The organism is Methyloceanibacter sp., from assembly GCF_058506495.1.
The window spans coordinates 1-11,146 of the sequence record NZ_JBZMXT010000071.1; the positions used below are offsets into that span (position 1 = coordinate 1).

11 protein-coding genes are annotated in these 11,146 nt (G+C 59.4%); 10 read left to right on the forward strand and 1 reads right to left on the reverse strand.

The window, feature by feature from the left end:
• Positions 1 to 176 precede the first annotated feature (176 nt).
• From AC33YF_RS10935 to AC33YF_RS10950, 4 genes are all read left to right on the forward strand, one after another.
• A complete protein-coding gene (locus AC33YF_RS10935; protein WP_491777234.1) occupies positions 177 to 776 on the forward strand; it encodes a HupE/UreJ family protein in 600 nt (199 codons plus the stop codon).
• A complete protein-coding gene (locus AC33YF_RS10940) occupies positions 736 to 1,386 on the forward strand; it encodes a HupE/UreJ family protein (RefSeq protein ID WP_491777235.1) in 651 nt (216 codons plus the stop codon). Before AC33YF_RS10935 ends, AC33YF_RS10940 begins: the two co-directional genes overlap by 41 nt.
• Before the next feature lie 203 nt (positions 1,387 to 1,589).
• Complete coding sequence (locus tag AC33YF_RS10945; RefSeq protein WP_491777236.1) at positions 1,590 to 2,030, forward strand: DUF485 domain-containing protein; 441 nt, start codon at positions 1,590 to 1,592, stop codon at positions 2,028 to 2,030.
• Complete coding sequence (locus AC33YF_RS10950; protein ID WP_491777237.1) at positions 2,027 to 3,598, forward strand: solute symporter family protein; 1,572 nt, start codon at positions 2,027 to 2,029, stop codon at positions 3,596 to 3,598. Before AC33YF_RS10945 ends, AC33YF_RS10950 begins: the two co-directional genes overlap by 4 nt.
• Before the next feature lies 1 nt (position 3,599).
• On the opposite strand, the gene AC33YF_RS10955 is transcribed toward AC33YF_RS10950, so the two are convergent.
• On the reverse strand, positions 3,600 to 4,607 hold the full coding sequence (locus AC33YF_RS10955) for a YheT family hydrolase (protein ID WP_491777238.1): 1,008 nt from the start codon (positions 4,605 to 4,607) through the stop codon (positions 3,600 to 3,602).
• Positions 4,608 to 4,874: 267 nt separating this feature from the next.
• Between AC33YF_RS10955 and AC33YF_RS10960 the strand changes: the two genes are divergently transcribed.
• The 6 genes from AC33YF_RS10960 (at position 4,875) to AC33YF_RS10985 (ending at position 11,114) form a co-directional block, all read left to right on the forward strand.
• The gene (locus tag AC33YF_RS10960) at positions 4,875 to 5,711 is read left to right on the forward strand and encodes a DUF1013 domain-containing protein (protein WP_491777239.1); all 837 of its coding nucleotides are present in this window, start codon (positions 4,875 to 4,877) and stop codon (positions 5,709 to 5,711) included.
• 399 nt (positions 5,712 to 6,110) lie between these two features.
• Complete coding sequence (locus AC33YF_RS10965; RefSeq protein ID WP_491777240.1) at positions 6,111 to 7,736, forward strand: acyl-CoA synthetase; 1,626 nt, start codon at positions 6,111 to 6,113, stop codon at positions 7,734 to 7,736.
• 4 nt (positions 7,737 to 7,740) lie between these two features.
• Entirely contained in the window at positions 7,741 to 8,130 is a 390-nt protein-coding gene (locus tag AC33YF_RS10970) for a tautomerase family protein (RefSeq protein ID WP_491777241.1), read from the forward strand.
• A gap of 64 nt (positions 8,131 to 8,194) precedes the next feature.
• Positions 8,195 to 8,548 (forward strand): DUF1622 domain-containing protein, encoded by a 354-nt coding sequence (locus tag AC33YF_RS10975; RefSeq protein ID WP_491777242.1) that lies wholly within the window; start codon positions 8,195 to 8,197, stop codon positions 8,546 to 8,548.
• Between the two features lie 254 nt (positions 8,549 to 8,802).
• Positions 8,803 to 10,722 carry a B12-binding domain-containing radical SAM protein gene (locus AC33YF_RS10980; RefSeq protein WP_491777243.1) on the forward strand — a complete coding sequence of 640 codons (1,920 nt, stop codon included), beginning with the start codon at positions 8,803 to 8,805 and terminating at the stop codon, positions 10,720 to 10,722.
• Between the two features lie 20 nt (positions 10,723 to 10,742).
• Positions 10,743 to 11,114, forward strand: a complete 372-nt coding sequence (locus AC33YF_RS10985; RefSeq protein ID WP_491777244.1) for a TfoX/Sxy family protein — start codon at positions 10,743 to 10,745, stop codon at positions 11,112 to 11,114.
• Positions 11,115 to 11,146 lie beyond the last annotated feature (32 nt).

Consider the following 11,146-nt stretch of genomic DNA (forward strand, 5'->3'; position numbering starts at 1 on the left):
GTTACGTGAAGCTAACAATATTCCCCGTTGCACATGCTGAAACTGGCTATCTCGCTCAACGCTGCCATCAGGCCTCTCGCGCTAAAACTAAGCTATCGGCCAGTAGCGGAAGTCAGGCTGGCCCGTTACAAGAGAACTTCTTGAAATAGACTAGCCAACGTCGGACCAAAATAGACATGCAGCATACTCAGCTTGTCGGTTATGCGCTCTTGCTCGGAGCTGCAGCCCTCGCACCGGAAACGGCGCTCGCGCATTCGCAAGGTCACGGCGTCACCGGTGGTTTTTTGAGCGGCTTCGCTCATCCGGTTCTCGGATGGGACCATGTTATCGCAATGGTCGCTGTCGGACTGTGGGGCGCGTTTCTGGGCGTGCCTGCACTGTGGCTTCTGCCAATTGTTTTTCCGCTTGTCATGGCGGTCGGTGCCGGCCTCGGTATTCTTGGCGTGCCCCTTCCAGCCGTAGAAGCCGGTATTGCGGCCTCAGGGGTGGTGCTTGGTCTGCTCATCCTCTTCGCGGCGAAGTTTCCGCTGTGGTTGGCAATCGTAATCGTCGGTGCATTTGCGATCTTCCATGGCTATGCACACGGGGCGGAGCTTCCTGAGGCGACAGATCCATTGCCCTACGTCGTCGGTTTTGTCATCGCCACGGGCCTTCTGCATTTGATTGGTATCGCCTTCGGCTTGCTTGTTCGCTGGCCCGCGGGCGTCTACGCCGTAAGGGCTGTCGGAGCTATCATTGCGGTACTTGGTGTTGCTTTCCTCATTGGCTTCGCTTAGGGCATCAACTGCAATAGCGCTGGGTCTTGCAGTCTGCCTCCTCCCCAGTTCAGCGGTTGCCCATAGTCCCGTCCCGGGCATTGCCGGCTTCTACACAGGCGTACTCCATCCGCTTTCGACACCAGGTCAGGTGCTCAGCCTCCTATCCCTCGGGCTCATGCTTGGCTTCCGATGGCCGCAGTGGTTTGGGTGGGCAGCGCTCGCGTTCGGGGGGGCATGCCTGCTCGGAATCTGCCTGGGTCAGTTGGGCTTCGTGCCAAACTGGAGCGAGCTGGTCTTGCTGGTGCTGGCGGCCTTGGCCGCAGCGCTCGCTGCACTCTACCCGTCCGGCTACTTTGTCACCTTCTTGGTCTTTTCGAGTGTTTGCGGGTTTCTGATCGGGGTCCTTTCAACACCAGACCCTGGTCCGCTGAATGATACAATCATCACACTTGCCGGAAGCTTCGTTGGCGCCAATATCGCATTGATCTACGCAAGCGGCGGAATTGGCTGGCTACAAGAGCGCTTTACCCAGCAATGGATGCATGTCGGTCTGCGAGTCGTTGCCGCGTGGATTGCGGCGATCTCTGTGCTCGCGGCGCTGCTCGCCCTCGCCACTGGGCAATCTTAGTCCCTCAGACCAATGAAGTCTGATGTCTCGTGTCACGCGCGGGCCCTCATTTACATGCCGATAGCGGGTATTGCCGGTGTATCAAGAATGTCTGCTACTGCTCGCTAAGGAGATGTTTCGCTGTAAGTCCTTGGCGACTATAAAGGCAAGAAGCGATAACGGCGTCAGCGCTAAGTACGCGACACGCCGGGGGGAATTGGGGAGTGAGCGACAAAGATCTCGATCTAACGACTGAGGTAAGCTCAGAGGCAGACGTCACACGACTTGGCCGTTCAGGGCCAAAACCGGACCATGAGCGAACTGCCGACGAGGACGTCGACATTGTTGACTGGGAGCGCGTCGCCTCAACGGCGGACTTCGCCGCGCTAGTGCAAGCTCGGGCGCGCTTCCTAATTCCAGCGACGATCTTCTTCCTGGTTTACTACTTTGCTCTGCTCATCTTGGTGGGCTTCTTCCCAGACTTGATGTCAACGCCGGTCCCGGGGCTCGGTCCCGTAAACCTTGCCTATCTGTTTGCGATCTCGCAGTTCGCGATGGTTGGCTTCGTGACATGGGCATATTTACGCGCGGCCAAGAACTTTGACGCCATCGCGACCAAGATCCGTGACGATGCACTCTCAAACCGGAGCGAAGCGAAGCCATGACAGGCGCGTTGTGGCTCTTCCTAACCTTCGTCGCGGTCACTCTGATGATTACTTGGTGGTCGGCGCGACAATCCAAAGGCGCGAGCGCTTATTTCGCTGCAGGGCGGCGGATCAAGGCATGGCAGAACGGGCTCGCCATCGCGGGCGATTACATGAGCGCGGCGAGTTTTCTCGGCATCGCAGGATTGATCGCGCTCAAAGGCTATGACGGCTTCATGTACTCGGTGGGCTTTCTCGTGGCTTACCTCACGGTGCTGCTTATCGTTGCCGAGCCCTTGCGCAATTCCGGAAAATTCACGATGGCGGACGTGCTTGCATACCGCCTAAAGGCACGTCCGGTGCGCGCGATGGCGGCACTGAGCACCCTCATCGTCACCACGTTCTACATGATCGCGCAGATGGTTGGCGCCGGCAGCCTCGTCAAACTGCTCCTGCCGGGTGTGAGCTACGAACTTGCGGTAATTGGTGTCGGTGTACTGATGATCGTTTATGTCGTCTTCGGCGGCATGCTCGCAACCACTTGGGTTCAAATCACCAAAGCGATCTTGCTGCTTGCAGGATCGGTTCTGTTGAGCGTTCTGGTGATGGCGCAGTTCGGCTACAGCCTTGGCAACTTCTTCGATGCCGTCAGTGAAGTGACCTGGGTCGACCCAAAGACGGGCCGGGAAATTACACAGAACTTTCTTCAGCCCGGACTCGCGTTCAAAGGGACGATTGGGGCCATCGATCTGATTTCATTGGGTCTGGCCTTGGTGCTCGGTACCGCTGGCCTGCCCCATATCCTCATCCGCTTCTACACGGTGCCGGACGCCAAGACCGCCAGGATGAGTGTGGTATGGGCGATGCTGGCCATTGGCGCCTTCTACCTCATGACGACATTCTTCGGTTTTGGTGCCGCGACACTGCTGACGCCCGCGAACATCCCCGATCAGAACATGAGCGCGCCACTGCTGGCGCTGCATCTCGGTGGCGAGCTCTTCTTTGCGTTCATCAGCGCGGTTGCATTCGCGACTATCCTTGCGGTCGTCGCGGGCCTGACCATCAGCGCAAGCACCAGCTTTGCGCATGACTTCTACACAAACGTGATTCACCACGGCCGCGAGCGATCGCCAGGCGAAGAGGTGCGCGTTGCGCGCATTGCTGCGTTTGTCGTCGGTGCGACGGCTATCCTCCTGGCGATTGGCCTCCGCTCGACGAATGTCGCCTTCCTTGTTGGTCTTGCATTCGCCGTAGCGGCAAGCGCTAACCTACCGCCGATGGTGCTCGCGCTGTTTTGGAAACGGTTTAATACGGCCGGCGCTTGTTGGGGGCTTGGCGTCGGTCTGACCAGCTCAATCCTGTTGATCTTGTTGAGCCCTAGCATTATGGGCACAGACGGCAGCGCATTGATCGCAGGCGAGCCAATATTCCCCCTGCGCAATCCGGGGATCGTTTCAGTGCCGCTTGGATTTGCCGCCGCAATCCTTGGGACTTTGCTTAGCCGCGAACACCACGCCGAGGATAAATTTGCCGAGTTCACGGTGCGGGCCAACACAGGCCTCGGCGCCGAGAAAGCAACCCACGGCTAGCCTACGCCACGCCCCTCGTAAGGCTTTGAACGAAACGGTCGATACTCCGGTCGTGCCAGGTGTCGGCGTGGCCGCGCTCGTGGAAGCCTAGGTGTCCGCCGCTTTTTGCAAGCACAAGCTCGACATTCGGATTGTTGAGCTTCTTCAAACCTAGATACGGCTCGATGGGAATCCACGGATCGTTTGCCGCGTGGAGCATGAGGGTCGGCACAGCAATATAACTGACGAACTGAGCACCGGCCGTTCGCGTGTAGTAGTCCGCCGCGTTTTCGAACCCGTTGCGAGGCGCGACCCATTGGTCGTCAAACTCGAAAATTGTGGTTGTGTCTTCAATTGTGCGCCGTTCCACTAACGTAAGCTCACAAGACGACAGCACATCACGCTTCATGCGCTGAATAAGGAAGTGATGATAGAGCGCATTGCGACGTTGCAGGATTCGTTCGCAGGCCTGAGCCGGTTCGATTGGCGCTGATACGGTTGCCGCACCGAGCAAGGAAGGATGGGAGCCCGCCTGACCGAGCCAATTGAGCAAGACGTTCCCGCCGAGCGAATATCCGATCAGCACGATGCCATGTTTAGTGAGTGGCTCATCGAGACGCTCAAGGACGCTTTGAATGTCGGGAAAGCACCCCGCAAAATAGTAGTTGTCTGCGAGCCAGTTCCCGGGACCAGCGCCCCGTAGGTTCAACCGAAGGACCGAACGTCCGCGCGCGAGATGGAAGCGTGCTGACTCCCTCATGTAGTCGCTGTCTTCGCAGCCCGTGAGACCGTGGATCAGCACGATCAAAGGGCTACCCTCGGCCCGGACCTCAGGCTCTCCGAGCGTCCCGAGCAGACGATCGCCGCTGCCGTCGTCCATCTCAAACTCGAGGGATGATGAGCGGCCGGGCAGAGACCCCGCTTGGCGCATGACAACATTTCGGAGCGTTTGAAGATCGCCGCCCCACCAGGGCGCTCGCTCATCAAAGGATCCGCCCTGCTCCGCAAATTCGTCCGACAAACTGGTCACGCTTGGCAAGTCGGTGTTATTGGGCTGAATTCAAGGGCTCTGGCGAGGTTGGTGCGCTGAGGACCCAGCGCAGATCTCGGCCCCTTTCGAGGGCACTGCGCCAACTTGGTGGGGCGAGGCCTGAACCAAGCAGGCCCAGAACCGATTGCTTACGCGGGGCTTAGCGCCTATATAAAGGGCATTCCCCCGAAATTGGGACGCTTAGCTCTTTCGCCTGAGAAGTCGAGAGACGCAACGAAACCCGTTTACGCAAGGTTTGATGTCACCATGAATCGCACCCCATTGATGCCAAAGGCGACGGCAGTCTGGCTTGTCGACAACACGTCGTTGACATTCGAGCAGATTGCTGAGTTCTGCCAGCTACACGTGCTTGAGGTGAAGGGCATCGCAGACGGCGATGTAGCTCAAGGGATCAAGGGCATGGACCCGATCTCGTCCAACCAGCTTTCGCGCGACGAGATCCAACGCGCCGAGGAAGACTCCGCTCATCGCCTGAAGCTCTTGGAGCCCAAAGTCGAGGTGCCTGAAGTTAAGACGAAGCGCGGTCCCCGCTATACGCCGGTGTCGCGCCGCCAGGATCGGCCCAACGCTATTCTCTGGCTGCTCAAGAGCCATCCTGAACTCAAGGATAGCCAGATCATGCGGCTCGTGGGTACGACCAAGCCCACCATCCAGGCCATCAAGGAGCGGACCCACTGGAACTCGCCGAATCTGGTCGCCCAGGATCCCGTGACGCTTGGCCTTTGCTCGCAGATTGATCTCGACGCCGCGGTCAAGCGTGCTGCTGCGCGTCTTGAGCGCGAGCAGAAGAAGGCGGGCAAAGCTGCCGAGAAAGCCGGCTCTCTGCTCCCCACCGAGGAGACGATCGGTCTCACGGAGGACGCAGGCGCCGCCGAAAGCGAAACCGCCGAGAGCGAGACTGCTGCCACGTTTGGCACGCCGCAATCCTCGGACGAAGATATGGCTGCCTCGCTCGCACAGGAGGCGCGCGACGCTATGTCAGCGCCGGAGCAGGAGGAAGAAGCGCCAGATGCCGACTCCGTGTTCGCCAAGTTAAAGGACCTGAAGATCGAGGGCGACGACTCCGAGAAACCCGCGGAGTAGACAGCGGCAGCCTGACCGCGGCGGGCAGCGGAGCTGTTTCGGCGAAGCGTGGCGCGCCTCGGTTTTCCACCCCTGATTGGTCTTGATTTGGCTCAATGCCAGGCGCCGACGCAGCGCCCAACATCCTTTCCTATCATCGCCTTTGATAATAGGAGGTTCTCATGGGCCCTGGAGAAATCGGGTTTCTCGCACTTGTCGTCGTCGCATTCACGGCATTCGGCGTCACCCTGGCCTATTACGGACACCGCGCGAAATAGCGTACTGATCCCCGTCAGATCGTTTTGGCGGACCCACCAGGTGGGGTGCGCCTTTTTGCCCGACGGCCAATTTGAAGAATTGATTCACGCGGCCAGCCGTGGCTAGGGTGCGACATCCAAACGCACCCAATCCACGATGACCATGACCAGTTCTTATAACGCCGGGCTCGGCAAGACCCCCGCGAACTATCAGCCGCTGACACCGCTCGTCTTCCTGGAGCGCGCTGCGGCCGTTTATCCCGACCACACTGCCATCATTCATGGCAACGCACGCATCACCTACGAGACCTTCTACAAGCGCTCGCGGCAGCTCGCCTCCGCGCTCGCAGCGCGCGGTATTGGCGTTGGCGACACCGTTTCTGTGATGCTGTCCAACACACCCGCGATGCTCGAAGCGCACTACGGCGTTCCCATGACCGGCGCGGTGCTGCACTCGATCAATACGCGGCTCGACGCTGCCAATATCGCCTTCATGCTGGACCACGCGGAAACGAAGGTTGTGATCTGCGATACGGAGTTCGGCCCCGTGATGAAGGAGGCCCTCAGCCTCGCAAAGGCAGAGCCTCTCATCATCGACTACGAGGACACCGAGCTCGGCGTTCTCGGCGCGCGCCTCGGCGACCTCGACTACGAGACCTTCATAGCCGAAGGCGACCCCCGCTATACCTGGGTCATGCCATCGGACGAGTGGAACGCCATTTCGCTGAACTACACGAGCGGCACGACCGGCAATCCGAAAGGCGTCGTCTACCATCATCGTGGCGCGGCCATGATGTGCTACGGCAACACGATCGCGACCGGCATGGGTCAGCACCCGGTTTATCTGTGGACGTTGCCGATGTTTCACTGCAACGGCTGGTGCTTTCCGTGGTCGCTGAGTGTGGTGGCCGGCACTCACGTGTGCCTCCGCGTAGTCCGCGCGAAACCGATGTACGACGCGATCGCCGATCATGGCGTCACGCATCTTTCCGGGGCCCCTTTTGTTATGTCGGCGCTGTTAAACGCAGCCGAAGAAGACAAGCGCGACTTTGAACAGAAGGTGGCCTTCAACCATGCGGCTGCCCCACCGCCGGCCGCTGTCATGGCCGCGATGGAAGAAGCGGGTTTCGCGCTCACCCATCTGTATGGGCTCACCGAGACCTATGGTCCGGCCACGCTCAATGCTTGGCGCCCGGCGTGGGATGAGTTGTCCTTCGACGACCGCTCCAAGAAGCGTATCCGCCAAGGCGTCCGCTATCACACGCTCGAAGATCTCACGGTCATCGACCCGGAGACCATGGAGAAAACGCCAGCCGACGGAGAGACCATCGGCGAGGTGATGTTCCGCGGCAATATCGTCATGAAGGGCTATCTCAAGAACGAGAAAGCTACGACGGACGCGTTCGCCGGCGGCTGGTTCCATTCGGGCGATCTCGGCGTGATGCACCCCGACGGATACATCCAGCTCAAGGATCGCTCAAAGGACATCATCATCTCAGGCGGCGAGAACATCTCGTCTATCGAGGTTGAAGACACGCTCTACAAGCACCCCGACGTGCTGAGCGCGGCCGTGGTTGCCAAGCCGGACCCGAAATGGGGCGAGACGCCGTGCGCCTTCGTGGAGCTGCGTGACGGCACCAATGTCGAGGCGCAAGACATCATCGATTGGTGCCGCGAGCACCTGGCTCACTTCAAATGCCCGCGCTACGTTGTTTTCGTCGATCTACCGAAGACATCGACCGGCAAGATCCAGAAATTCAAGCTGCGCGAGATGGCGCTGGAGGTTTGAGGTCATGCCCCTACTCCGTTTCGATCTGATCGAAGGCCGTACCGACGTTGAGGTAAAAACCCTGCTCGATGCGGCCCATCGGGCCATGCTGGCCGCCTTCAAGGTGCCCGAGCGCGATCGCTACCAGATCGTTCAGGAGCACAAGCGCCGCCACATGATTGTCGAGGACACGGGTCTCGGCATCGAACGCACGGACAAGGTGGTTGTCGTGCAAGTCACGTCCCGCCCCCGGACACGCGAGCAGAAGGAAACCTTCTACCGGCTTCTTTGCGAAGAGCTGGAGCGCGCCTGCGGTATCACCCCCACCGACGTGATGGTCTCCATCGTCGAGAACACGGACGAGGATTGGTCTTTCGGGCTCGGGCGTGGGCAATTCCTAACCGGCGAACTCTAGCCGCGCGCTGTCGGCACCACCCCGAATCGGCTTAGGCTTCGTCTCGCAATCATTGGGTGGAGCCGTGACGCCGCTCGAGGAACCTTTTCAGCTCGCCGCATCCTATGTGGCGCTTGCCATCGAAGTCAGCGCTGTTCTTGTTGTCGCCTTCGGAGCGCTCCAGGCGGTATTCACGCTTGTGGGCGCCATTCTCAATGGCACGGCCGACGAGATAAAGGGCCGCGTGATCTGGCTGAAATTTGCAACCTGGATTCTGCTCGCGCTCGAGTTCGCCCTAGCCGCCGATATCGTTCACACGGCCGTTGCACCCACCTGGGACGATATCTGGAAGCTCGCGGTCATTGCCCTGATCCGCACGATGCTGAACTACTTTCTCGCACGCGATATCGCCGATTTCAGCGGGATGGAACGATCCTAAGCGCACAATTCGCCGCAGAATCAGTCCCCTGGCACAACGTCGCCCTAATCCGTTGGACCGGCGGGCGAAATTGTGTTTCAGTATTTGTTATATTTTGCACCGCACGCTGAAGGCTGCGCGCAACTGTCCGGCTGGCCAAAATTCGGGCGAAATTGGGGGATAGACGCGCTCCAGGGCTGGGGTGCAATTTTCCAAAGCAGCCCAATAGTTTGAGTTCTCCGGTACGCGGGGACGCCGCTTCACGGGATTGAGGGATGACAGAGTCAACACGGACGACCGGACGGCGTTTCCAGTTCATCCTGATCAAGCCATCGCACTATGATGCGCAAGGGTACGTGGTGCAGTGGATGCGTTCCACGATGCCGTCTAACTCCCTGGCCGCGGTTTACAGCCTCGCGCAAGATGCCGCCGATCGAGGCGTACTGGGCCCGGATCTCCCCATTGACGTGACTGCGATCGACGAGACCAACAAACGGGTCCGGTTCGACGAACTCATTCGCCTCATCAAAGACAATGGCGGCGAAGGGCTCGTGGGTATCGTCGGCGTCCAGTCCAATGAGTTTCCGCGCTCGGTCGATATCGCCCGCCCGTTCCTTGCCGAGGGCATCCAAGTGATGATCGGCGGGTTCCACGTCTCCGGCTGCCTGTCGATGCTTCCGGAGTTGCCCGACGACATCAAAGCGGCGCAGGAGCTCGGCGTTTCGATCTTCGCCGGCGAAGCTGAAGAGCATATCGACACTGTGATCCGAGACGCCGCGGCGAGAAACCTTCAGCCGATCTACAATCACATGACCGAAGAGCTGCCGTGCCTCGCCGATGTGCCGGCGCCGCCCTTCCTGCCGAAGGACTTTGTCGATCGCACTGTTGGAAACGTTACGAGCTTCGATGCCGGGCGCGGCTGCCCGTTTCAATGCTCCTTCTGCACGATCATCAATGTGCAGGGCCGCAAGTCACGTTACCGGACGCCAGACTCCATCGAGAAGATCTTGCGTCTGAACTACGAGCAAGGCGTGAACCGCTTCTTCATCACCGACGATAACTTCGCACGGAACAAAGACTGGGAAGCGATTTACGATCGCATCATCAAGCTGCGTGAGGAAGACGGCTTGGATGTTCGCTTCATGATTCAGGTCGACACGCTGTGCCACAAAATTCCCAACTTTATCGAGAAGTCGAAGCGAGCCGGCGTGACGCGCGTCTTTATCGGTCTTGAGAACATCAACCCGGCGAACCTGCTCGCGGCTAAGAAGCGTCAGAACAAGATCACCGAATATCGGAAAATGCTACTCGATTGGAAGCGTGTCGGCATTATGACCTTTGCGGGCTACATTCTGGGATTCCCGAACGATACGCCCGAGTCCATCAAGCAGGACCTGGAGATCATCAAGCAGGAGCTCCCGCTCGACATGCTGGAGTTTTTCATTCTCACACCCCTTCCCGGCTCGGAGGACCACCAGAAGCTCTCGGCCAAAGGTGTCTGGATGGATCCGGACATGAATAAATACGAGCTGGAGCACGTGGTCACGGGGCACGAAAAGATGTCCAAGCAGGAGTGGCAGGGGGCCTATGAGTCCGCATGGCGGATCTTCTACACCAAGGAACACTTAGAGACGGTTCTGCGCCGCGCCTATGCGAGTGGCGTCAATATCCGCTCGCTGATGCCCGTGCTGTTCTGGTTCAAGAACGCCGTGCCGGTCGAGGGGCTACATCCGCTTCAGTGGGGCATCTTCCGGATTAAACACCGCAAAGACCGCCGCTCCGGCCTGCCGATCGAGAATCCCGTCGTGTTCTACGCCAAGTACGCGGCGGAGGTCGCACGCAAGGCGACCATGCTCGGCAAGAGCTGGTGGGATCTCAAGCGCATCGTCAAGAAGATCGAGGCTGACCCGCTCGCTGCGCAGTATACGGACCAAGCCCTTACGGCTGTCGCGGAAGAAGATTCAGAGCAGATGGGGCTCTATAATCAGAATGAGGCTGCTCGGGTCGCTGTTGAGCGTGAATTGCGGGTCGCAAACAAGACGAGCATTCAGGCCAATGGGGGCGCCAAAGCCAATGGCGCTGCTAAAGCTAACGGCAAAGGCCAACCCAAGCTGACCGTGAAGGCCAATAAGGCCTTTACGCCCGGCCCGGCCAACGAAGGCGGATCGGCGGGCGAGAAAGCCCCAGCCGCTTAGGCCCTGGCCAACTCGACCGCATGAGCGCGTCCGAAGGCTTCCAGGAGTTTCTCAAAAACCAGCTTGCGGGTTTTGGGCCCCTCACCATCCGCCGCATGTTCGGCGGCGCCGGTGTCTATGCGGACAGTGTGATGTTCGGCCTCATTGCCGACGACACGCTCTACCTCAAAGCCGACGACACGACCGCTGCGTCGTTCGAGGCAGAGGGTATGAAACCGTTCACGTACGAAACCAAGGGCCGCAAGCCAATTGCCATGTCCTACTGGGAGGTCCCCCCGCGGCTGCTTGAAGAACCGGACGAACTCGCCGAGTGGGCGCGCGCCGCGCACCGCATCGCCTGTGCCACGAAGAAGCCCGCGCGAAGGAAAACCGCGCGGAAGCGAAAATCGTGAAACGTCAGGCCGCAGCAGCGGGCACTGCCGGT